This is a genomic window from Giesbergeria sp. (assembly GCF_028686475.1).
GTDB lineage: Bacteria > Pseudomonadota > Gammaproteobacteria > Burkholderiales > Burkholderiaceae_C > Simplicispira.
On the sequence record NZ_JAQUCA010000021.1, the window covers coordinates 33,755 to 55,620 of the forward strand.

Genomic DNA, 21,866 nt, shown 5'->3' on the forward strand with positions numbered 1-21,866 from the left:
GTTTTATGTTTTTTCGGGAGTCCTTCATGGGCAACAAACTTTACGTGGGCAACCTGCCCTATTCTTTCCGCGACCAAGATCTGGAGCAAACTTTCAGCCAATACGGTGCTGTCTCTAGCGCCAAGGTCATGATGGAGCGCGATACTGGTCGTTCCAAAGGTTTCGGCTTTGTCGAAATGGGCAGCGATGCCGAAGCCCAAGCCGCCATCCAAGGCGTGCATGGTCAAAATCTGGGTGGCCGTGATTTGGTCGTCAACGAAGCCCGTCCTATGGAACCCCGTCCTCCCCGTAGCGGTGGCGGTGGTTACGGCGGTGGCAATGGTGGCGGCGGCTACGGTGGTGGCGGCGGCGGTTACGGCGGTGGCCGTAGTGGCGGCGGTGGTGGTTACGGCGGTGGCCGTGGCGGTTACTAAGCCCGTGCTGCCCATGCGCTGAGCCTTTCGTTCAGCCATTCAAGCATTCTCAAAAAGAGCCTTCGGGCTCTTTTTTTATGGTGTTGCTTAAAAGACACAGCACATCCTGCAAAAACCTTGCGTTTTTGGCAATTGTTCGGGACATAATGCGTCTGCGGGCCACGCCCGCGTTGTTTTTGCGGTGATCCTGTAGTGGCGGGCGCGGCGCACCCTTTCGGGCGCGCTAGACTGAGTTTTCGGGGCTCCATCGCGGTGTCAAATGTGTTTTTTAGGAGTCCCTTAATGGGCAATAAACTGTATGTGGGCAATCTGCCCTATGGTGTGCGTGATGATGATTTGGCCCAAGCATTTGGCGAGTTTGGCAATGTGACCAGCGCCAAGGTGATGATGGAGCGCGATACCGGTCGCTCTAAGGGTTTTGGCTTTGTGGAAATGGGCAGTGACCCAGAGGCCCAAGCCGCTATCAATGGCATGAACGGTCAGCCTATGGGCGGTCGTAACATTGTGGTCAACGAAGCCCGTCCTATGGAGCCGCGTCCTCCGCGCTCCGGTGGTTACGGCGGCGGTGGCGGCTATGGTGGTGGCGGCGGCGCTGGTCGTAGCGGTGGTGGCTACGGTGGCGGCGGCGGTTACGGCGGTGGCCGTGAAGGCGGCGGTGGCTACGGTGGTGGTGGCTACGGTGGTGGTGCTGGCCGTGAAGGTGGCGGCGGCTACGGTGGTGGTCGCAGCGAGGGCGGCTATGGTGGCGGCGGCGGTTATGCTGCTCCACGTGGAGGCGAGGGCGGTGGTGGCCGCGAGGGTGGTTTCCGTAGCCCCTACGGCAATGGCCCGCGTGGGCGCGGTGGCCGTGGCGATAGCGGCGGTGGCTACGGCGGCCAAGGCGGGTATTGATTTATTTTTGCTGAGGCCGGTTCGGCCTTAGTGCCCCAAAAAGCAAAAGCACGTTGTTTGCAACGTGCTTTTTTGTTTTATGCAGTGTGTTGGCGTGCAAAATATTAACATTTGGTGCCATGGCGGGAATCGAACTCTCCTCTGTAGATTTTCAAAAAACGCCAAAAGAACCAACAAAAAGACCAACAAAAAGAAAAGTGACTCCCTGCATGGGGGCTGTGGCAGTTTGGCGACAACCAGCAAGCCGGTACCGATGGCTGGGCATGGCGGCCATTTTCCGTAACGGGTTGCGGTAATGCCAGCACCACGGGCACGATGGCGGCTTCTACCGGGTACAGCAGCGCCGGCAGCTCTACGGCCTGCACTTGGTCAACGTGGTGGGGTGTTGCGCTGCATAGCATGGGGCAATGCTGGCCAGCGGCTCTACCAGGCACAGCACCACGACACGGGCACGATGCTGGTGTTGCACAGCACATGGGGCAATTGTCGCAACCCGTTACGGGAAATCACCGGGCACTGTATTGGAATCCCAAACCGGGGAACGAAACCAAAACCGGGGAACGAAACCAAAACCGGGGAATAAATCGGGGAACAAAATTGCTGTTTTTGGGTGCTGTCATTGGGGGATTGGGTTCCTACCCCCTCTATCGAAGTCAAAAGCCACACCATTTCAGGCCATGCCTGCCTACCCCCCCCACTAGGTTCTGTGGCAGTCAAACCATGACGGGGTTATTTAACCCGCAGGCCACCGGCTTCGGTAGGTTTCTCCGTTTGAAACGGAATTAGCCAGGCAAAGCAGGATTTCCTGCTTCGGTGTCTCGGAATACTCACAGCCGGGGGGAATCTCACGGCCATGCACAGCACCACGGGCACGCCACGGCCAGCACTTGGCTGGTGCTGTCGGTCAATCCAGCATAGTCACAATACAACCCCCTTAGAGACCCCACGAAACAGCCAGAAATCGCGCCTGCGTCCCGCATGGGCCAAACCCGGCGGGAGTACCTTTTCCACAGCCGGTGGGAATCTCACATCCTCAGGCTGAGGGAGTCAATTGCACAGCACCACGGGCACCAGCACCAGCTTGATACCAGATATTCCGGCATCAAACCGCCATGCTGTATCAAACGATACATCCAGCACCAGTACCGCTACAGCAGCGCACAGCGAAAGCATGGGCTTTGCTGTATCAAAACATACAGATAGCTGTAATTTTTCATACGAATAGCTGTATCAATTCATACAGCACCAGCAAGAAAAAACCCAGCGCAGTGGCTGGGCTGATGGTGCTGGCTGGCGCTGTCAGTAGCGGGCACTGTAGAGGCTCTGGCGCCACTGCATGGCCTGTGGGCACGGTGGCAGTGGCACGGCCTTGGGTAGCCTTGCACGGTGCCACGGGCCGGGTAGCACCATGTAAACATCGCTGGCCACACGGTAGGCCAAAGCCACCGACACCCCATGCAACCGTGCCAGCTTGCGATAGCTGAAACCACGGGCACGGTCGGCACGCATGGCGCGGTTTCTCTCTGTACGGGCGGTGCTGTTGGGAGTCTTGGGCATAGGGACTAACTGGAAAAGTTGTCAGTAACTTTACTAGGGACTACCTGCACACGGTACGGGGTTCGAATTACCCGCACTGGGAAAACGCTAGGAGGGAGCCACAAAAATTGCAGCGTTCACCTTTCAAGCCTGCTACAGGCCACCAGTGCCCACCACGTCACCGGGCAAGCCTCTACGGTTGCACCAGCGGGCAGCATGGGCCTGCCATCGGTGGGCAGTAGCATCTGACCGCTAGGCAGTAGTAGGCTGGCATCCCAGACAGCACGCCATGCCCCCTTATCGGCGCGGTAGAACAACACCGGCTCCTGCCCTACGGCTTGGGCTTGCCTTTGTGCCTGTGCCCACCAGCCAGCCACTAGGGCCGGGGTGATAGCTGCATAGCGCTTGCACTCGATTGACCAACCTGGCAGCCCTTGCAGGTCATCCTCCCCAGCCAGATTGCGAACCCGGCGGGCCACGGTGTACCCGGTCAACTCGGACAACAGGCGTGCCAGCTCCCGCTCCCCCACCTTGCCCTTGGTGCGAGACATGCCAGCCATTACACGGCCCCCACGGCTTGCAGCTTGTGCCAGATACTGGCCACGGCTTGCGCGTCCTGTAGGTTGTAGGCGGCGATAGCCTCACGCTGGCCAGCCAACCATGCGTCATACACGCCAGCACCATCCATGCCATCCTTGGGATTGGGCAGCGCCAGCACGTCGCACAACTCGGACAGCCGCACGAACTTGCCGAAGCCAGCCCACGCCAGCATGGTGCATTTGTAGTGCTGGCCAGCCCGTCCCATTGGGCCTGCATTGCGAAGCCAGCGCGGGAGGCGTACCCCATGCACCACGGCGCGGCGGTAGAGGAAGCCCAAATCAAAGGCGGCATTGTGGGCCACGGCGGTATGGTCATCGGGCGGGAAGGTATGCGGCCATTGCTTGCTTTCCTTCACTTGCCAGCCCTCTACAGCGTCAAAGAAGGCTTGCAGCAAGGCGGCCTCACTATCGCCTTGCCCACGGCATTGCACCCACTCTAGGCCGTCGCCATTGGTGGCAGCTATCGAGACAATCTCCCCACGGCTGCCACCGTCTAGGGCTTGCTTTAGGTACGCCTCCCCAGCGGCTTCGGCAGCATCGGTAGCCCACCAGGCGGCGATGGATTCGGGCTTCTTCAGGGTAGCGGGCGGCTTAATCGTGGCCTTGACCAAATCAGCAGCGCCGGGCCGCTGGCTGGGGATGGTTTCGATGTCGAGAAAAATCAGCATGGTGTGCGCTCCAATGGTGGGGTGTGAACTTGAGGGGGGCAGCCGTGGATTTCACGTGTACCGCATAGCCAGCCGTTACCCTCCCGGCTGGTGTAGCCCTTGCCCTGTGTAAATGAACCGGGGTCAGGCCGGGGCCAGTAGCAGGGCTTTTTGAGGCAGTCCGGGCCACTGACTGACACCAGCACCTTGATAGCTTTGTCCTTGATTCGCATGGCGCTTAGAACGGGATGCCGTCATCATCAAACGGCGCGAACTCGGTTGAATAGGCCGGTGGTGCTGGCTGGGCAGCGGCTGGCGCTGGTGGGGCCATAGGCGGGGTAACAGGGGCCGGGGTAGGTGCTGGTGCCAGTGCAATAGAACGCGGCTTATTCGGGATGGCTTGATATTGCGGCGATTCGCTAATCTGCTGTTGCAGGCGGCTTCCCAGTTGGGCGAATAACTCCCAGTCTGGCGCGCTCAAATCAAAATGCTGCAAAGGCAGTTCACCAGCCGGGGCCGCCATACCGCGCGGGAGCTTGGATGCGCTGGCGATATTGGCGTAAGTCTTGCCATCTTTACCGGTATTGACCACGCTCAAAAAGCACGGTTGCCCCAGCACCACGGCCAAATCGAACCGGCGGATTTCCTCAGCAGTGAAGTCCCGTCCGCGCCAACCTTGCAGGAAGCCACGCAGCGCGCTTTTTTCATGCTTGGACAGGGTAAAGCGCTTAGACACCACGAAGGGCGTGCCATCGTTGCGCCGGGTCTCTGGGTCAAGGATTTCAAAGGACACCAGCACTTTATGGGCCGCTTTGGCCTCGCCCTCATAGGTGCTAGTTTGCGTACCAAGGTCAATCAAGCCCACGCATTTGGCCGGGTAGGTGCCAGCCTCGATAGGGGTGTAGTCGGTCTGGGTGCTGTCAGGGATAAGCATAAAAAGCCTTTTTGATAGATTGAAAAGTTATAGATTCGGTCGTTCTTCGGTCTTTGATAGCGGTCTTTTTTCGGTCTTGGGTGGGGGGCTGGCGCTGGGTGTCAGGCAGCGCCAGCAAAGGGGGGGGATTGCTATGCTTTTTGTAGCTGCAATGCCTTATCTATCAAGGAATTCCACGCATTCCATTCTTTTCCATTGGAATAAAATGGAATTGTGGAAAATTCCATTCCATTCCACTCCCCCTATAGGGAGTGGAATAGTGGAATCCAGTGGAAAAAAAAGATGGAATGAAGTCACCGGGCACTCCCAGCGATGGAAACCATGCCAGCAACGTCCCAAACCACTTGGGCCGAAGCCAGCTTCTTAACGGCGTTGTAGATGCCGGAACTGCTGTACCGGCCTTCAAAGTGCTCTACCAATTCCTTCTTTTTGAGGCCAGTCTTGCGGGTGGCTAAAAATTCCACGATGGCCCCCTCCACTTCGCCCATGCGCTTGCCAGTGGGCTTGTCTGGTGCATCGGTGGGCACTACCACGCACGACGTGGCCTGTTCTCCCCACTTGGTAAGCCCCAGCGTTACCCGCTCTAGGGTGAACCCAATGCGCTCTCCCTTGGTGCTTAAATCCCGTTGCTTGGTGGCTTCGGCACAGCGGCCTGTGGGTGCGTCCGTCACCTCTATCTCGGTGTCCACAGCAGCGCGGATACCTGACCAACCACGGGCACCAGCGGCGGCGGCTTTGCCACTGTGGTGAATCATGAGGAAGTGCGCGCCAGTAGCGCGGCGAATGCGGTCAAAGCGTTGCACCACTAGGCCCATATCCTGCCCACTGTTTTCGTTGGCACCAGCGGACAGCCGCGCCAGTGTGTCGCCCACAATCAGGCGCACGGGCTGGCCTGCAAGGCGCTCTAGGTGCTTTGCCGCGTCAATCAGGGCCACCGTATCCACATCATCGGAAAACAGGTCTAGCGGGCTTTGCACGATGGCGAAGTGTGGAACCTTGCATCGGTGGTGCTGCTGGTAGGCTTGCAGTCGCCCACGCACAGAACCGGGCGATTCGCTGGCCACGTACATCACCAGCCCCTGCTCTACCTTGCGGCCATGCCATTCCACGCCACGGGCCACAGCACAGGCAAGGTCGATAGCAAAGAAGGTTTTGCCGCTGTTGCTGTCGCCGTACAGCATGGAACCATCGCCCACCGTGAGTAGCCCTTGTACCAGCTCATCGGGCGGGTTGTAGGTGTCTCCCAGTTGGTCGGCAAAGACAATGCCAAGGGGTAGGCGTTCCGGGGCTTCTACGGGGGCTGTAGCGGCCTCTAGGATGGCGGCCAAGGCCACAGCACCGGGCACGCTTTCATCCTGCCAAACGTCCCATGCGTCATAGTTGGCTGGCTTGCCTTCAGGCATCTTTGCCACGGCGCAACCCAGTTCCAAGGCCACCTTGTCGGCTTCGGCTTCCTTGCCAGCATCGGGCACCAGCACAGGCCTGGCACCGGGGCACATAGTCTGCACAGCGCCAGCGGCTTTGCCCATGTTGCCCACGCCAAAGGCCACCACGGCGGCATGGCCTGTCTCGATAAAGCACGCCCACGCCGCGCCGATACCCTCGCACACATAGGCGGGCTGGCCTGCCACCAGTTGCCCAACCACATGCACCCCAGCCATAGGACAGCCGGGCAGGTTCATCTTGGGGCCGGTGGGCGGGATGGCTTGCAGCGATAGCAGCGCACCATCGGGGCCACGTACAGGCACCAGCAATGCACCGGCCATGCTGTGCCCTCCAATGCGTAGCGCGTCGGTATCGGGTAGCACGCGCAAGCCAGCAAGGGCGGGGCCGTCGCTGATTTCCTTTTTGGCGCAGTAAGGGTGCTGGGCTGTGGCTGGCGCTGCACGCTCCCAGACTTCAGCAGGGGCCATGCCGGGGCGCAGCGGCTTCGGGGTAGGCATGGGTAGCGGCGCGGCCTTTGCGGGCCGTGGTGGACTTGTTTTGCCATCGCGCCAGCCGTGTTGCTTGGCAATGTCGAACAGGGTTGCAGCGCCCCTGCCTTTGCCGGGCTTAATGGATTTCCACAGGTCACGGGCAGCCGCTTGGGTGTAGGTGTCGCCGTGGCTACTCCATTGGTCGAAGCTGTCGAAGCTGATTCCGGCAGCATGGGCACCCATAGCCACCTTCACCCAGTCCTCACGGGGCACGTTGGGGCTGATGGCTTGCAGGGCGCTGTGGGCGCGGTCGAGTTCGTTTGTCATGCCGCTTCGCCTCGTTTGGCAGCTTTTTCAGCGGCCTGTATAGCGGCAATATGTTCGGCACGTTCGAGGCGGCGGGTGTGGCCGGGGTCTGCGCCAGTGGCGTACATCTCAGCAAAGTCTGCACAGCAAGCCAGTGCATTGAGTAACCCCGTCACAGTAGCGGTTGACAGCGCCAGCACTTCGCCATCCATCTCCATATCTGTCTCACGCTGCTGCAAGATAGTGACGATGGAACGGATACCCTCGTGGGCGGTACTAATGCGTGCCAGCGCCATTTCACCCACCAGTACAGCCGCTTCATTACGCTGGGGTTCGTAGGGTGAGTAATCGGGCACGGAGGCATTGCGGCCTTTGGGGTCTTTCAGGCAAAAGTTACTCATGCTGCCACCTCCAAAGCGTCCGCTTGGGCCACCAGTGCAGCGGCCAATTGGCGGGCTTGGTCTGCGCTCAATTCAATGCCGAAGCTGGCCCATGCGGCGCGGTCGTAAAACCGCATATCAATGCAGCGGTTAGGAAACACCATAGAGGGTGCAACGGTCAATACACTGTTGGATGCCAGCTCGATAGTGGTGGGGGTGTTGTTAGACAGCATGGGCCACCTCCACACGCTCAAATGCTGCCAACTGGCGCAGCGCAGACAAGGCTTGAACGCATTTGCGTTTGGCCCCAGCATGGTTGTGGCGATTGGCGTAGAACTTGGCCATAGCCAACGCGTTGACGGCTTCGCCATGCAAAGCAACGGGGTCGAGGTGGGGTTTGACCAAGGCGGTCTTGGATGCGGGCGCAGTGTGGCCCTTGGGGATAGCGTTAGCCAAGATAGGCTCCTTCGGAACAGGTGGTAAACCTGCCGCCATCGCTTCCAAACGATGGTGGCAGACTGTGCAGGGTTGGAAGACCGGCCGAAGGAACCGGCGCACCTTTGCAGATGCCCCCACACAGCCCACCAAAAAGGATAGCTGTGCGTGCCACACGCAGCATGTGGACGTAAAAAAGCCGCTCTCCAAACTGGGCGCGGCTACTGCGCCTTCGGTAATCGGGCTTCCAAACCCGTGATGCTTGTTGGCATCGGTGGTCATTGTGCCACAGCGCGGCGCGGCGGTGCAAGTCAGCGCCAGCCCTAAGGTGGCTTGGGCCATCATTTGGCGGCCTTCCACTGGCGCAAGCGCAGCACCAAATACACGATGGCGGCCACCATTACTGTGCCCCCACGGGGCTAGGCTTACCGGTGGCCAGAGTGGCTTCAATGCGTAGCAAAACGGCCTCGAGGCGCTTCAATACTTCGGTTTGGTCGTGTTGGTAAAGGTGAACGTCTTGAATGCCCTCCTTCACTTGCATGAGGGTCTGTTCTACGTCTTCTTGGTGGGCAGTGGTGGCTTGGCTCATGCGGCACCTCCAATGGCTTGCTGTGCCAGCCAGCGGCGAACGTCACCAACGCGCCATGCGGTTACGCGCTCAGAAAGTTTCGCTGGGGAGGGAAATTGGCCAGACTTGACCTTGCGCCAAAGTGTGTTGGCACTGAAAGGCAGCAAGGCCGGGCCGGGGCGCTTGGAGTCGGTCACCAGTTGCGATTGACGGATAAAAGCGCTGTCTGGCAGTTGGTCAAATGCTGGGGTATTGGCTGGCATGTTGTGCAGTCCTGTGGATGGAATGCACGCATTTTTTCGGGTTTGTTGCGGTAAGTCTATGTACGAATTCGGGCCAAAAAAGGGCCAATTTTGTACATAGACAAAGCGGCTCAAAGGCTGTAGCCAGCATCTCGGAAACTTGGGCGGACGTGCTCCATGAAATATCGGTGTGCTTTGTCCGAGTATGGAACGCCAGCCGCTTTGAATACAGCCTCGCAAATCTTGCGGAAAACCCCTGTGTGTGTTGGCACGATGCCAGCGGGCATTACCTCAGAGGCTATGCAGCGGATAAAGTCAGCCTGCCTGTGGATTAGTTTTGCCGCGCCAGCCTTGCCACTGCTTGGTATTCTTTCAATTGCGCGGGAGGCTGCTATCGTGATTCGTGGAACAACATATCCACCAAGGTCTAGCTCTCTGGCTGGTGTGCCTGTGTCCAGCATATCGTCATAGCTGAAAAACTCAGAATCCAAAGCCAAGCGGTCTTCAAATTCCAAGCCATCTATGGCATTTTTTAATTTATCGGCCAGTTCGCTGATTTTCTGCAAGGAACGCACCCTAGCTGTTTCCGTTGGTGTCGCTGGGCGTATTTCCTCTTTCCAGCGTTTTAAGAATTCGGCTTGCCTTATCAGCCCATTAGCCACGGACTCAGTAATGCGGCTATCGGCGCATATTTTTCGCAGGCTGTCTGCACAATCCATACTTCCCCCTGTATGCCCCCTGAAAACAAGAAAGCGCCCCAACACCGGACAGGGGGTTCCGGTATAGCCATCGGGTAATTAGTCCGAGGCTTGGGGCGCTGGGGTCTATTGTGGCATGGCCGGGCTGGCGCTGTGGTGGTTATGCCGCCTTGCTGTGCAGTTGGATGATGTCTGCGCCAGTGCGTAGCCGGTCTAGGTAGTCTGCCCACCGTTGCATCATGGTGCGTCGGGCCGGTAGGTGGGCGGTGCGGTTGTAGGCGCGGCCATTGGCATCCTTTACCGTGTGCGCTAACTGGTGTTCTATCAAATCAACCCGTTCACCTAGCACCTCATCCAAGATGGTACGGGCGGTGGCACGGAAGCCGTGGGCAGTCTGTACGGTGCTGGGGTAGCCCATAGCGCGCAAGGCTTGGGCCACCGTGCTTTCACTCATGGGCCTATCTGCTTTGGCGCTGGTGCTGAAGACGCAAGGGCCATGCCCTGTAAGGCTGTGCAGTTCGCGCAACATCGCCACGGCTTGGGCTGGCAAGGGCACGATATGGTCGTTCCGCATTTTCATTTTGTCCGCTGGTATGGCCCATGTTGCGCTGTCGAGGTCAATTTCTGACCATTGGGCACGGCGCAGTTCACCGGGGCGCACCAGTAGCAGCGGCGATAGTTTCAAGGCCACCACCGTGCAAGGATGGCCGTTGTAGGCGTGCATGGCGCGCAACAAGGCACCCAGCGCCAGCGGGTCAGTGATAGCGGGATGGTGGTGTATCTTGGCTCGGGGCATGGTGGCACGCATACCAACAGTTGCGTCCCGCTCTACCAAGCCACGGCCTATAGCGTAGGCAAACACCAGTTCGCAGGCTTTGCCGATACGCTGGGCGGTGTCGGTTACACCACGGGCAGTTACCTTATCCAGCATAGCGCGCATGGTGGGTGGCTTGATAGAGGCAATGGGCAACCGGCCTATCTCTGGGAAAACGTCAATCTGCAAGCGGCGCTCTATCCGCGCTGCTGTGGCTGGCGTGCGTTTGTGGGCAGTAGCCTTTAGCCATGCCAGTGCCACAGCTTCAAAGGTGTGCTGTGCAGCGCTGGTGCTGGCTTGCTTGGCTTCGCGTTTGGCGGTGCTGGGGTCTATGCCTTGGGCCAATTGGGCCTTGGCAGTATCACGCGCCTTGCGTGCTTGCACCAGCGATAGCGCCGGATAGATGCCGATATACAGCGTCTTCTGTTTGCCGTGGATACGGTAGGCCATGCGCCAATACTTGCCTTGGGCCTTGATATGCAGGTACAGCCCTCCGCCATCGCTGTGTTTGTCGCCAGCCGGTTTGCCGCTGTGCTTTGCGTTCTTGATAAAGGTGTCGGTCAGTGCCACGGTGCATCCCCTGTTGGTGCCTGTTGGTGCTATTGGTTAGAAACCAACAAAAGAACCAACAAAAAGGCGGGATGCCATGATGGCTTATGACACGATGCAAGGCAACAAAAAAGCCCCTTTGCCTATGGAGAGAGGGGCTTTTGATATGGCCTGAATTGGCCTGAAATTGTCCTTTGGTGCCCATGGCGGGAATCGGACCCGCGACCTCTCCCTTACCAAGGGAGTGCTCTACCACTGAGCCACATGGGCGGTTTGCACGCAAAAGGAAAAAACTGGAGCGGGATAAGAGGCTCGAACTCTCGACCTATACCTTGGCAAGGTATCGCTCTACCAACTGAGCTAATCCCGCAGATGACGATTTTTTGAAAATCGTGCGCTTACCGAAGTAAGACCAAAATTATAGTCCGAAAAAACAGTCCTAAAGGCACAGGCTCAAAATTTTTTAAGCCGCTGGGCGCAATACGCGGCTGAAGCTGGGCAAACCCGCCAATAAGCGCTGGCCATAACGGGTTTGTGTTAATCGTCGGTCGTAGCAATAGACATGGGCTTGGTCTTCTTCGCTGCGGATGGCGCGGCCCGCCCATTGCGCTAAACGCATGGCAGTGGCGGGCACTACCAGCTCATTGAACGGGTCACGCCCTACGGCGCGTAGCCACTCGGCGCGCGCTTCGCCCACCGGGTCATCGGGTGGGGCAAAGGGCAGTTTGGTGATAAATACCGATTCACACAAGCTTCCGGGTAAATCCAGCCCCTCCCCAAACGATTGCATCCCAAAGATGATGGATGCTTGCCCAGCGGCCACGCGCTCGCGGTGGCGTTGCAGCAATTGGGGGCGCGGTAGGGTGTTTTGCACCAACACCAGCGGTAGCAAAGCTGGCGGCAGGGCTTCTACCGCTTGGCGCATTTGCTCGCGCGAGGTAAATAGCACCAGCGCCCCAGCGCGCACTTGGGCCAAATCAGCCAACAGGGCCGCTACCATTTCTGGGGTAAAGCGGCTGGCATCTTTGGGGTCGGCATGGGTGGCCACAGCCACCAGCGTGCCTTGGCGTGCGTAGTCAAACGGGCTGGGCACTTCTAGGGTGGTGGTGGCATCGTCCTCATCTAAGCCGGTTTCGCGCAGAAAAAATCCAAACTGGTCGCCGTTGCTTAAAGTGGCTGAGGTCAATACCGCAGCGCGCACCTGTTGCCACAATTGTTGCTGCAAGGTGGCCCCCGGTAGCAAGGGGCTGGCATGGGCTTGCAGGGCGATGTATTCGCCATCCATTGTGACGGTAAACCATTTGGCATGGGGGACGGCGGTAGCGCCCTCATGGGGGGCTGGTTGTTGCAGCAGCCATTGGGTGGTGTTGCAGACGGCTTCTAAGCGCGGTGCCAACATGCCGACTTGGGCATACAGGGTAGAGAGGCGCTGGGCCTCTTCGGGCTGCTCGCGGATTTTGGCGCGCAGTGCTTTGCCGATGGCACTGAGGCTATTGAGAAACCCCAGCGATTGTTGCCCCAATTGTTCTAGTGGTGCCAGTAGCGCCTCGGGCAAGATGCCGCCGGGCACGCGCACGCGGGTGGGCATACGGGATTCTGGCGCACCTGTGCGGCCTGTGGTGGGGCTGGCCGGGCGCAGGGTATCGTCATACACATCCATGATGAGACGGGCCAGGTCTTGCAGGTGCTGGCGCAATTGTGTGGCATGGCCGGGAATGTCGGCAATCTCAGGGGCTTCAAGGTGGGCGCCCACGCGCGTGGCTTGGTGCGCCAGGCGGTCAATCCAGCGCAGGCGGCTTAAATCCATGCTGCAAGCAAATTGCTCTAAGGCGGTGGCGGGCAGGTGGTGCGCTTCATCGAGTACCAACAAGCAGTTGTCTAAATCGGGCAGTACCCGTCCGCCCAAGGTAGAGAGCAGCAAATCGTGGTTGACCACAATCACCTGCGCGGCCACCAAGACTTTGCGCTGCTCAAAATAGCTACATTGGCTAAACGCCGCGCAGTATTTGCCGGTACAAGCGCCAGCTTCTGCGGCTATCGGACTCCATACATCGGCGGGTGGGGGCTGGTCTAGGCTGTCGCGGTCACCGTTCCAGGTGTTGTGCGCCAAAGTTTGCGCCAAACTGCGGTAGTAGTGCAGACGGGCTTCGGTCTCGTGTGCAGGTCGGGTGGCACGGGCGGCGTTTTCTTCTTCCGAGAATAAATCGTCTTCTTCTAACGCAAGCGCTCCGCTGCCCGAGAGTTGCTCTAGCTTGAGCTTGCACACATAGCGCCCGCGCCCTTTGGCCAACGCAAACTGGAACGGCTGCGGCATTTGTGCCAACAGCGTGGGCAAATCTTTGTGGATGAGTTGTTCTTGCAGGGCCACGGTGGCGGTAGAAATCAGCACCCGCGTGCCGCGCGCCAAAGCCACCGCAATCGCTGGGGCGCAGTAGGCCAGCGATTTACCTACCCCAGTACCGGCCTGAATCACGGCAATAGAGCGCACGGGCGTGGCCCCTTGCGGCTCGGGTGCGCCCAAGGTGGCGACACTCAAGGTGTGTGCCACCTGCTGCGCCATGCGCCGCTGGCCGGGCCGACTACGCAGGCCCCCACCCGATTGAACCACCTGATCGAAAGCTTGCAGCGCTGCGTCTGCCCATTCTTTAGAAGACATGGGGCAAGTGTGGCACAGACTGCTGGGTACTGGCAAAAGCGACGTTTGTAAAAAAATGCTGCACTGCAACATTTTTTGCTTGCAATTTGGCAAAACGGCCTTACCATAACAGTCATGTTGCGCCGCAACATTTTTCTAAGCCCGGTATGGTTTGGGGTGGCGCGCAAATTTTTACTTTTTAGGAGTTTTCACATGCAAACCATCAACGCCCAAGCTATCGCTGACGCTGGCAAAAACGCTGCTGCTGATTTTTCTGCTGCCGCCACCACCGCTTTCAACGGTTTTGAAAAGCTGGCCGAGCTGAACCTGGCCACAGCCAAGTCGGTACTGACCGGTACGCTCGACTCGCTGCAAGCCGTCGCCGCTGCCAAGACTCCAGAAGAAGTGCTGGCCGCCCAAACCAATCTGGTCAAGCCCCTGACAGAAAAGGCCACCGCTTACAGCCGCAGCGTCTATGAAATCGCCTCGGCCACCAGCACCGAACTGAGCAAGTCTTCCAAAGAAAAGATTGCAGAAGCCCAAAAAACCTTCAACAGCTCGATTGAGTCGCTGACCAAAAATGCTCCTGCTGGCAGCGAAGCCTTTGTTACCGCGTTCAAAAACGCTGCTGCTACCGGCCAACAAGTGCTGGATTCGGCCCAAGCTGCTGCCAAGCAAGCCATGAGCCAAGCCGAAGCGCACGTTACTGACGTAGTTGCCAAGACCGTCAAGAGCACTGCAAAGGCTTAATCAGCCAGTGTGGGCATAGGCCCACACCCCAAAATTTGCCATCCGCTGCCTGTTTTGCAGGTGCCGGATGGCTTTTTTGATGGTGGTGCAGCGGTTTGACGCGGTTCTTCGTCGTTTTGTGTGGAACTTGACAACATCAAAGACAGCGGTGTGCCAGCGGGCCTGACTGCGGCATGGCCGGTCGCAGCAAGTTTTGCAGCTGCAAGGCCGGGTGCGCGGTACGCTGATGCTGCCACAGCTCTAACATACAAGCAATAGTTGAGTAAATTACACTGGATTTTAAGCGCTTAAAAAGCGACTCGATTGCTATCAAATTAATAGCTATCAAGAGGCAAGGATACAAAGAAAAAAACTATTTGCTTGTCCTGCCGATATAGAAATGCACATTTTTTACTTCCCTCTGTCATAGAGCAGGCGTAAAAACGGGGTGTCGGCCCTGACACCGGATCGACGTTTTTGTGTACATGGTGTCCACCAACGGGAGAACGCAAATGGCTTATTTCCAATGGGGCAACGACATGGCTATTGACAATGGCCCGATTGACCAAGACCACCAATTGTTGGTCGAGCAAGTCAATACCTTGCACACCGCCACCGCCGAGGGGCGCGGCCACGAAGTGGTAGGCAGCTTGTTAGAAGACATCATCCGCGACACCCTCAGCCATATCCGCCACGAAGAGCAGCAGATGGAAGCCTTAGGCTACCCACGTCTGGCAGAGCACAAAAAAGGCCACGAGCGCTTTGTGGCCGACTTGCAGCAACTGCGCCAGCGCTACCATGCTGGGGCCATTACGGTGGCCGCACAGCTGTCTTGGTTGTTGCGCGATTGGTTGTCCATCCACATTCGGCGCTTGGACAAAGAGCTGGCGCGCTTTATTCTGAAAAAGCAGCGCCAAGGCCATGCAAAAGCCTTGGCACTGGCCCACCACCACTGAAAGTGGCAGCGTGCCTGTTTAGGCGGCGGCTTTCATGCTGCCGGTTTGCACATAGCGGCTGTGCCACGACAGCGCCTCGTCCAGCAGATGCGGCGTGTGCTGGCCACTGGCCCCTTTTTTGGCGCGGGCCACATAATCGTGCAGTGCTGGGCGGTAGTCGGGGTGCGCGCAGTTGTCAATAATGCGCTGGGCGCGTTGCGTGGGCGATAAGCCGCGCAAATCGGCCAAACCTTGTTCCGTCACGATAATTTGCACATCATGCTCGGTGTGGTCCACATGCGAAGCCATCGGCACAATGCAGGAGATGGCACCGTCTTTAGCCACCGAAGGCGTGACAAAGAACGACAGATAAGCATTGCGCGCAAAATCGCCCGAGCCACCAATGCCGTTCATCATGCCCGAAGCCATGATGTGGGTCGAGTTGACGTTGCCATAAATGTCCGCCTCAATCATCGCGTTCATGGCGATGATGCCCAAGCGGCGCACCAACTCGGGGTGGTTGCTGATTTCTTGCGGACGCAGCAAGATGCGCTCGCGGTAAAAATCAATGTTTTGGGTAAAGTCGGCCAGCGCTGTTTTACTTAAAGAGATAGCCGTGGCCGAGGCCGACACCATTTTGCCTGCGCGCAACAAATCCAACATGCCATCTTGCAGCACCTCGGTGTAGCCGGTCAGTTGCTCAAACGGGCTATGCAGCAGCCCGGCCAGCACCGCATTGGCCACGTTACCCACACCCGATTGCAAGGGCAGCAAGTTGGTCGGCAAGCGGCCTTGCTTCACTTCAAACTGCAAAAAGTCGATGATGTAGCTGGCGATTTTTTCCGATACCGCATCGGGTGCGGCAAAACGGGTGTCGCGGTCGCCCTGCTGGGTGTGTACCACCGCCACCACCTTGGCCGGGTCAACGTGCAGATAAGGCTCGCCAATGCGCTCGTGCGGATGCGTCATGGGGATGGGTTTGCGGTGCGGCGGCACGGCAGTGCCATAGTAGATGTCGTGCATCCCGTCCATTTTTTCTGGCACCTGGGTGTTGACTTCCAAAATCACCTTGTCGGCCAAATCCAGCCAGGTTTTGTTGTTACCCACGGCGGTGGAGGGAATCAAACGGCCATCGGGCAGCACGCCGGCCACTTCCACTACGGCCACATCCAAATGGCCCAAAAAGCCAAACCAAGCATGTTGCGCTACGTGCGACAGGTGCATGTCGCTGAACTGCATCTCGCCGCTGTTGATTTTGTTGCGGCAAATCGGGTCCGACTGGAACGGCAAACGCATTTCAATGCCATTGACCTTGGCCAGCGCCCCATCCAGCTCGGGTGCCGTGGAAGCCCCTGTCCACACACTGATACGGAACGGGTGCCCTTGGGCGTGTTCGTTCTCGATGCGTGCGGCCAGCGCCAGCGGCACGGCTTTGGGGTAGCCCGCGCCGGTAAAGCCGCTCATGCCGACATTGGCACTGGCAGGAATCAAGGCGGCTGCCTGTTCGGCAGTCATCACGCGCTGGAGAAAGTCTGGGTAACGAACCCGATTGGCCAAAGACATAGAAAAGCTCCGCAACTGGTCAAAGCTGCGAATTTTAGCCTTGGGCGGCAAAAAGTACGGGTTTTTACTGACAGGGTTTCTACTTACATGGGGCGTAGATTTCGCCAGCAACAAAAAAAGGACGACCAAGTCGTCCTTATGGCATCACTAAGACGGCTACCTAACGAGTAGCCTGCATCTCCGATTTAGCCGTTGCTACGCGCTGGCAGCACCGTGCCCTGGCATTCGCCAAAGCCGATGCGGGCGGCGCCGGGCTTTTCGCACCAGCCGCGCAAAATCACGGTATCGCCATCTTGCAAAAAGGCGCGTTGCTCATCAGCGGCACCGGGGGCGCTCAGGGTGATGGGGGCGCGGCCACCTTGGGTCAGTTCTAGCAGCGTACCGGCTTCGGCGGGCGTGGGGCCAGAGATGGCACCCGTGCCCAGCAAATCGCCCGGTTGCAGGTTACAGCCGCCCACGGTGTGGTGCGCCAACATTTGCGCGGCTGTCCAATACTGGTGGCGGAAGCTGGTTTGCGACACGCGCACCGCCTCGGCACCGGCAGCGCTGCGTTGCGCGGTTTGAATCGCCACTTCCAACTGAATATCCAAAGCACCAGCGGCGTGGTTGCTGGCCGCATCCAAATAAGGCAGCGGCTTGGGCGCCGCCTCGGGGCGGCTCCAGGCTTGGCGGTAGGGGGCCAGCGCTTCCATCGACACAATCCACGGCGAGACGGTGGTGGCAAAGCTCTTGGACAAAAATGGCCCAAAAGCCTGTGCTTCCCAAGCCTGAATATCGCGCGCTGACCAATCATTGAGCAAGCAAACGCCAAAAATATGCGCTTCGGCTTGGTCTAGGCCAATCGAATGGCCCAAATCATTGCCGGGGCCAATGTAAATGCCCAGTTCTAGCGCGTAGTCTAGGTTTTGGCTGGGGCCAAACACCGGCGCAGTGGCACCAGCGGGCAAAGACTGGCCCTGCGGGCGGTGGAACGCTTGGCCACTGACACCAATGCTAGAGACGCGCCCGTGGTAAGCCAGCGGCAACCACGCAAAATTGGGCGGCACGGCATCGGCACCGCTGTGGGCGGCGTGGTGAATCGAGGTATCAAAATGGGTGTAATCGCCAATTTGGGCCGGCACGTTGTACTCGACCGCCACCTGTGGAATCAGACAGGTACGCAGGGCATCCACTTTGGGGCCTTCGGCACCCTCTTTGAGCAAATCAAACAGGCCGTGGCGCAATGCCTGCCAAGCATCTGGCCCCAGCGCCATCAGCACATTGAGGTTGTGGTATGCACCGGCCAGCGCGGCCTCGGCGGCGCGCCCTTCTAGGCAGCCTACCACCACCACGCGCGCCAAATCAATCACTTGGTCGCCAATGGCAATGCCACCCCGGAAGGCTTCGTCTTCGCGGAAGTGGCGAAAAACAGCTATCGGCAAGTTTTGAATAGGAAAATCGCAGCCGGGTAAATTGGCCGAAGCCAACCAGCTACGGGCGGCAGGATCATGGGTGTGGTTCAGGGCAATCATGCAAAAAATCTTTCTGAAAGAACAAACAAGCTCAGATAACAGTGGCACCATGCCACAAGGCCGACACGGCACATTGTGCGGGCAATTAGCGGCTTGCAAAGCCCCATTTTTGGCCTTTTTTGTGTCCTTTTTGCGCGCTCAAGGTGGGCCTTTGTTACTAAGTGTTTATGGACTGCTGCCAAGCGCCCTAAACCCGTGTCTTAACAGGTGCATCCCAAGGGCGCGCGCGTTACACTTCGCGGCTGACAGACGCGCAATCGTCGCCGGTTGTTCTTTTCCCCTCATTTTTCACGCCCATGGCCATAGACACTGCGGTACAGAATCGCGCCAGCTTTGACCTCAAGAGCGCCTCACTGCCCGTGGTGGCCGTGGTGCTCAAGAGTACCGATGTCGGGGTACTGGCTGCCGAGCTGGCCCAGCGCTTGGCGGCGGACCCCGATTTTTTTGACAACGACCCCGTGCTGATTGACCTCAGCGGGGTGCGTGACGACACCGGGTCGATTGACTTTGCGGCCCTCAACCAGCTGTTGCGCCAGCACCATACGGTGCCGGTGGCCGTGCGTGGCGGCAGTGCCGCACAAATGGCCAGCGCCCACAGCGCCGGATTGATTGCGGCCTCCGATGCCCCTGCCCCGCGCGCTCCCGCTGCGGCTTGTGCCCCAGCGCCTGGCCCCGAAATACGCGAAATCATCCACGAAGTCGTGCATGAAGTCGAAGTGGTGCGCCCAGCCCCCCGCGTGCCCGCGGTGGTCGTGGACAAACCCTTGCGCTCGGGCCAGCAAGTGTATGCCCGTGGGGCCGATTTGGTGGTGCTGGCGATGGTCAGTTTTGGTGCCGAAGTCATTGCCGACGGCAACATCCACGTGTATGCCCCCCTGCGTGGGCGTGCCATTGCCGGGGCCAGAGGGGATACCAGCGCGCGCATTTTTACCACCTGCATGGACCCCCAACTCATCTCTATTGCGGGCATTTACCGCACCACCGAGGTAGCGATTGCCGCCGACGTCGTGGGCAAACCGGCCCAAGTGCGCCTCGATGGCGAAAAACTCATCATCGAAGCGCTGTAAGGACGGTGCCCACCGGCCCCAGTCTGCCTCTGAATTTTTTATATACCGCACAGGAATTGCACTCCATGACCAAAATTGTTGTCGTGACCTCAGGCAAGGGAGGTGTCGGCAAGACCACCACCAGCGCCGCGTTTTCTTCTGGTCTGGCCCTGCGCGGTCATAAAACCGCCGTCATTGACTTTGATGTCGGGCTGCGTAACCTGGACCTCATCATGGGCTGCGAGCGCCGCGTGGTCTATGACCTGATTAATGTGATTCAGGGCGAGGCCAACCTCAGCCAAGCCCTGATCAAAGACAAAAACACCGAAAACCTGTTCATTTTGGCGGCCTCGCAAACGCGCGACAAAGATGCCCTGACCATAGAAGGCGTGGGCAAGGTGCTAAAAGACTTGGCGGAGATGGGTTTTGCTTACATCATCTGCGACTCTCCCGCTGGCATCGAAACCGGTGCCCTGATGGCGATGCACTTTGCCGATGATGCGCTGGTGGTCACCAACCCCGAAGTCTCTTCGGTGCGCGACTCCGACCGCATTTTGGGCATGTTGGGCAGCAAAACCCAGCGCGCCATTGATGGCGGCGAGCCTATCAAAGAGCATCTGCTCATCACGCGCTACGACCCGAATCGGGTAGAAGGCGGCCACATGCTGTCCCTGACCGACATCCAAGATATTTTGCGTATTCCGCTCGTGGGAGTGGTGCCCGAGTCGGAAGAAGTGCTGCAAGCCTCCAACCAAGGCTTGCCGGCCATCCACCTCAAGGGCACCCCGGTGGCCGAAGCCTACCAAGACTTGGTGGCGCGCTTTTTGGGCGAAGACAAACCCATGCGCTTTACCGAAGCAGAAAAGCCCGGCTTCTTTAAGCGCATTTTTGGCGGAAGGTGAGCTGCAAATGTCTTTGCTCACCTTGTTTTTAGGCGAAAAAAAAACCTCCGCCAATGTGGCGCGCGAGCGCCTGCAAATTATTCTGGCACACGAGCGCAGTGGGCGCAATGCCGCGATGCCCGACTACCTGCCCGCCTTGCAGCGCGAGTTGCTGGCCGTGATTTCTAAGTATGTGGACATCAACTTGGATGACATCAAGGTGCATTTAGAGCGCCAAGAAAACCTAGAAGTCCTAGAAGTCAAAATAGAGCTGCCCGAAGCGCTGCGTTAAGCTGGCCGCTGCCTGAAACAACGCCGCCCAAGCACTGGTGCGTTGGTACGTTGGTGCGCTCATGCAGGCTACGGAGGACTAAACTGTGCTGGTGCGGTACGATAAAAGCGCCCCACCCCGAAAGCCTCTATGAGCCAACACCTGATTCACGACTACCTGCGCCAACTAGACCTGATTAAGAAAATCAGTGGCAGCCAGCGCGAAACCATTGTGCGGGAAGCCTTCAAAGACCTGCTCAAGGCGTGGGGGCGACAACAGGGTTTGGTATTTTTGGCCGAATACCCACTCAAAACGATCCACAAAACCAATATCAATGTGGATGGTGCTTTGTTGCACGAATTGCGGCTGCCTTTGGGTTATTGGGAAGCCAAAGATGCCGACGATAAACTAGAAGCCGAAGTGCATAAAAAGTTTGCCAAAGGCTACCCACAAGACAATATTTTATTCAGCGACGATATTACCGCCGTACTCTGGCAAAATCGACAAGAGGTGCTGCGTTGCGATATGGGCAACCCCACGGCGCTAGAAAAACTGCTCAAACTGTTTTTTGGCTACGAGCGCCCCGAAATTGCAGGGTTTCGCGCGGCGGTAGCGCAATTCAAAACGGATTTGCCTGCCGTATTGCAAGCCCTGCGCGCCATGATAGACCAAGCGCAAAGCAACCATGCAGAATTTCAGCAAGCGGCAGAAAAGTTTTTGCAGCACGCGCAAGAGGCGATTAATCCCATTTTAACCGCTGCCGATGTGCGCGAAATGCTGATTCAGCATATCCTGACCGAAGAAATTTTCTCTAAAGTATTTGACGATAGTGATTTTCACCAACACAATAACGTAGCGCGCGAGTTGTATGCGCTGGAATCGGTGTTTTTTACCGGCGCACTGAAAAAGCAAACCCTCAAAGGCTTAGAGCCTTACTATGCCGCTATTCGTAGCACGGCCACCCAAATTGGCAGCCACAGCGAGAAGCAAACCTTTCTCAAGGTCATTTACGAAAATTTTTACAAGGTTTATAACACCAAAGCCGCCGACCGCTTGGGCGTAGTTTATACCCCCAACGAAATAGTGCGCTTTATGATTGAAGGGGCTGATTGGTTGTGTCAAAAGCATTTTGACAAATACCTGATAGACCCCGGCGTGGATATTTTAGACCCAGCTACGGGCACCGGCACTTATATCTGTGAATTGCTGGAGCATTTTAGAGGCCAACCGAAAAAATTAGGGTGGTGGTAAAATTTCAAATGTTTTCAATTTTTTTTGTTTTTAAAATTATTAACTTCTAAATAAAAGATTTAAATTATACTTTCGTATAAAAAGATGAGTGACAAGGTTGTGAAATTCATCGGATT

At 57.8% G+C, this 21,866-nt stretch carries 24 protein-coding genes and 2 tRNA genes; 8 read left to right on the forward strand and 18 right to left on the reverse strand.

Annotated elements, in window-relative coordinates; all coding sequences use genetic code 11:
- Nucleotides 1-26 precede the first annotated feature (26 nt).
- Both PHX60_RS12670 and PHX60_RS12675 read left to right on the forward strand, forming a co-directional pair.
- On the forward strand, nucleotides 27-413 hold the full coding sequence (locus PHX60_RS12670) for an RNA-binding protein (protein WP_300078290.1): 387 nt from the start codon (nucleotides 27-29) through the stop codon (nucleotides 411-413).
- Nucleotides 414-695: 282 nt separating this feature from the next.
- Complete coding sequence (locus tag PHX60_RS12675; RefSeq protein ID WP_300078293.1) at nucleotides 696-1,304, forward strand: RNA-binding protein; 609 nt, start codon at nucleotides 696-698, stop codon at nucleotides 1,302-1,304.
- A 1,047-nt stretch (nucleotides 1,305-2,351) separates the two neighbouring features.
- On the opposite strand, the gene PHX60_RS12680 is transcribed toward PHX60_RS12675, so the two are convergent.
- The 16 genes from PHX60_RS12680 to dinG all read right to left on the reverse strand — a co-directional run bounded on the left by PHX60_RS12680 (nucleotide 2,352) and on the right by dinG (nucleotide 13,584).
- Nucleotides 2,352-2,477: a hypothetical protein gene (locus tag PHX60_RS12680; protein ID WP_300078296.1), complete on the reverse strand. Its 126-nt coding sequence runs from the start codon at nucleotides 2,475-2,477 to the stop codon at nucleotides 2,352-2,354.
- Nucleotides 2,478-2,603: 126 nt separating this feature from the next.
- Nucleotides 2,604-2,861: a hypothetical protein gene (locus tag PHX60_RS12685; RefSeq protein WP_300078299.1), complete on the reverse strand. Its 258-nt coding sequence runs from the start codon at nucleotides 2,859-2,861 to the stop codon at nucleotides 2,604-2,606.
- Between the two features lie 116 nt (nucleotides 2,862-2,977).
- The gene (locus PHX60_RS12690) at nucleotides 2,978-3,400 is read right to left on the reverse strand and encodes a hypothetical protein (RefSeq protein ID WP_300078302.1); all 423 of its coding nucleotides are present in this window, start codon (nucleotides 3,398-3,400) and stop codon (nucleotides 2,978-2,980) included.
- Nucleotides 3,400-4,107: a hypothetical protein gene (locus PHX60_RS12695; protein WP_300078304.1), complete on the reverse strand. Its 708-nt coding sequence runs from the start codon at nucleotides 4,105-4,107 to the stop codon at nucleotides 3,400-3,402. Before PHX60_RS12695 ends, PHX60_RS12690 begins: the two co-directional genes overlap by 1 nt.
- A gap of 217 nt (nucleotides 4,108-4,324) precedes the next feature.
- Nucleotides 4,325-5,020, reverse strand: coding sequence for a phage replication initiation protein, NGO0469 family (locus tag PHX60_RS12700; protein WP_300078307.1), 696 nt, complete (start codon nucleotides 5,018-5,020; stop codon nucleotides 4,325-4,327).
- Nucleotides 5,021-5,313: 293 nt separating this feature from the next.
- Nucleotides 5,314-7,263: an AAA family ATPase gene (locus tag PHX60_RS12705; RefSeq protein WP_300078310.1), complete on the reverse strand. Its 1,950-nt coding sequence runs from the start codon at nucleotides 7,261-7,263 to the stop codon at nucleotides 5,314-5,316.
- Nucleotides 7,260-7,643 carry a hypothetical protein gene (locus PHX60_RS12710; protein ID WP_300078313.1) on the reverse strand — a complete coding sequence of 128 codons (384 nt, stop codon included), beginning with the start codon at nucleotides 7,641-7,643 and terminating at the stop codon, nucleotides 7,260-7,262. Before PHX60_RS12710 ends, PHX60_RS12705 begins: the two co-directional genes overlap by 4 nt.
- On the reverse strand, nucleotides 7,640-7,855 hold the full coding sequence (locus PHX60_RS12715; protein WP_300078316.1) for a hypothetical protein: 216 nt from the start codon (nucleotides 7,853-7,855) through the stop codon (nucleotides 7,640-7,642). Before PHX60_RS12715 ends, PHX60_RS12710 begins: the two co-directional genes overlap by 4 nt.
- On the reverse strand, nucleotides 7,845-8,078 hold the full coding sequence (locus tag PHX60_RS12720; protein WP_300078318.1) for a hypothetical protein: 234 nt from the start codon (nucleotides 8,076-8,078) through the stop codon (nucleotides 7,845-7,847). The genes PHX60_RS12715 and PHX60_RS12720 overlap by 11 nt, the downstream gene beginning before the upstream one ends.
- Nucleotides 8,079-8,457: 379 nt before the next feature.
- Nucleotides 8,458-8,646, reverse strand: a complete 189-nt coding sequence (locus PHX60_RS12725) for a hypothetical protein (RefSeq protein WP_300078321.1) — start codon at nucleotides 8,644-8,646, stop codon at nucleotides 8,458-8,460.
- Entirely contained in the window at nucleotides 8,643-8,888 is a 246-nt protein-coding gene (locus tag PHX60_RS12730) for an AlpA family phage regulatory protein (protein WP_300078323.1), read from the reverse strand. Before PHX60_RS12730 ends, PHX60_RS12725 begins: the two co-directional genes overlap by 4 nt.
- A 110-nt stretch (nucleotides 8,889-8,998) precedes the next feature.
- Nucleotides 8,999-9,586 (reverse strand): hypothetical protein, encoded by a 588-nt coding sequence (locus PHX60_RS12735; RefSeq protein WP_300078326.1) that lies wholly within the window; start codon nucleotides 9,584-9,586, stop codon nucleotides 8,999-9,001.
- Nucleotides 9,587-9,725: 139 nt separating this feature from the next.
- Complete coding sequence (locus PHX60_RS12740; RefSeq protein WP_300078329.1) at nucleotides 9,726-10,949, reverse strand: integrase arm-type DNA-binding domain-containing protein; 1,224 nt, start codon at nucleotides 10,947-10,949, stop codon at nucleotides 9,726-9,728.
- Nucleotides 10,950-11,123: 174 nt separating this feature from the next.
- Nucleotides 11,124-11,198: transfer RNA gene (locus PHX60_RS12745), tRNA-Thr, on the reverse strand.
- A gap of 24 nt (nucleotides 11,199-11,222) precedes the next feature.
- Nucleotides 11,223-11,298 (reverse strand) — tRNA-Gly (locus tag PHX60_RS12750).
- A 93-nt stretch (nucleotides 11,299-11,391) separates the two neighbouring features.
- Nucleotides 11,392-13,584 carry an ATP-dependent DNA helicase DinG gene (gene dinG, locus PHX60_RS12755; protein WP_300078332.1) on the reverse strand — a complete coding sequence of 731 codons (2,193 nt, stop codon included), beginning with the start codon at nucleotides 13,582-13,584 and terminating at the stop codon, nucleotides 11,392-11,394.
- A gap of 192 nt (nucleotides 13,585-13,776) precedes the next feature.
- Here dinG and PHX60_RS12760 point away from each other — a divergent pair, with 192 nt between their 5' ends.
- Together PHX60_RS12760 and PHX60_RS12765 are read left to right on the forward strand one after the other, a co-directional pair.
- Complete coding sequence (locus PHX60_RS12760) at nucleotides 13,777-14,313, forward strand: phasin family protein (protein WP_300078335.1); 537 nt, start codon at nucleotides 13,777-13,779, stop codon at nucleotides 14,311-14,313.
- Between the two features lie 491 nt (nucleotides 14,314-14,804).
- Nucleotides 14,805-15,248, forward strand: a complete 444-nt coding sequence (locus PHX60_RS12765) for a bacteriohemerythrin (protein WP_300078338.1) — start codon at nucleotides 14,805-14,807, stop codon at nucleotides 15,246-15,248.
- An 18-nt stretch (nucleotides 15,249-15,266) separates the two neighbouring features.
- Here PHX60_RS12765 and PHX60_RS12770 read toward each other — a convergent pair whose 3' ends face one another.
- Complete coding sequence (locus tag PHX60_RS12770; protein WP_300078341.1) at nucleotides 15,267-16,790, reverse strand: acetyl-CoA hydrolase/transferase family protein; 1,524 nt, start codon at nucleotides 16,788-16,790, stop codon at nucleotides 15,267-15,269.
- A 185-nt stretch (nucleotides 16,791-16,975) separates the two neighbouring features.
- Nucleotides 16,976-18,301, reverse strand: coding sequence for a fumarylacetoacetase (gene fahA / locus PHX60_RS12775; RefSeq protein WP_300078343.1), 1,326 nt, complete (start codon nucleotides 18,299-18,301; stop codon nucleotides 16,976-16,978).
- Between the two features lie 296 nt (nucleotides 18,302-18,597).
- Between fahA and minC the strand changes: the two genes are divergently transcribed.
- The 4 genes from minC to PHX60_RS12795 all read left to right on the forward strand — a co-directional run bounded on the left by minC (nucleotide 18,598) and on the right by PHX60_RS12795 (nucleotide 21,750).
- The gene (gene minC, locus PHX60_RS12780) at nucleotides 18,598-19,368 is read left to right on the forward strand and encodes a septum site-determining protein MinC (RefSeq protein WP_300078346.1); all 771 of its coding nucleotides are present in this window, start codon (nucleotides 18,598-18,600) and stop codon (nucleotides 19,366-19,368) included.
- A gap of 65 nt (nucleotides 19,369-19,433) precedes the next feature.
- Entirely contained in the window at nucleotides 19,434-20,249 is an 816-nt protein-coding gene (gene minD / locus PHX60_RS12785) for a septum site-determining protein MinD (RefSeq protein WP_300078349.1), read from the forward strand.
- Between the two features lie 7 nt (nucleotides 20,250-20,256).
- Complete coding sequence (minE, locus tag PHX60_RS12790) at nucleotides 20,257-20,520, forward strand: cell division topological specificity factor MinE (protein ID WP_300078352.1); 264 nt, start codon at nucleotides 20,257-20,259, stop codon at nucleotides 20,518-20,520.
- Between the two features lie 129 nt (nucleotides 20,521-20,649).
- A complete protein-coding gene (locus PHX60_RS12795) occupies nucleotides 20,650-21,750 on the forward strand; it encodes an N-6 DNA methylase (protein ID WP_300078355.1) in 1,101 nt (366 codons plus the stop codon).
- Nucleotides 21,751-21,866: the final 116 nt, after the last annotated feature.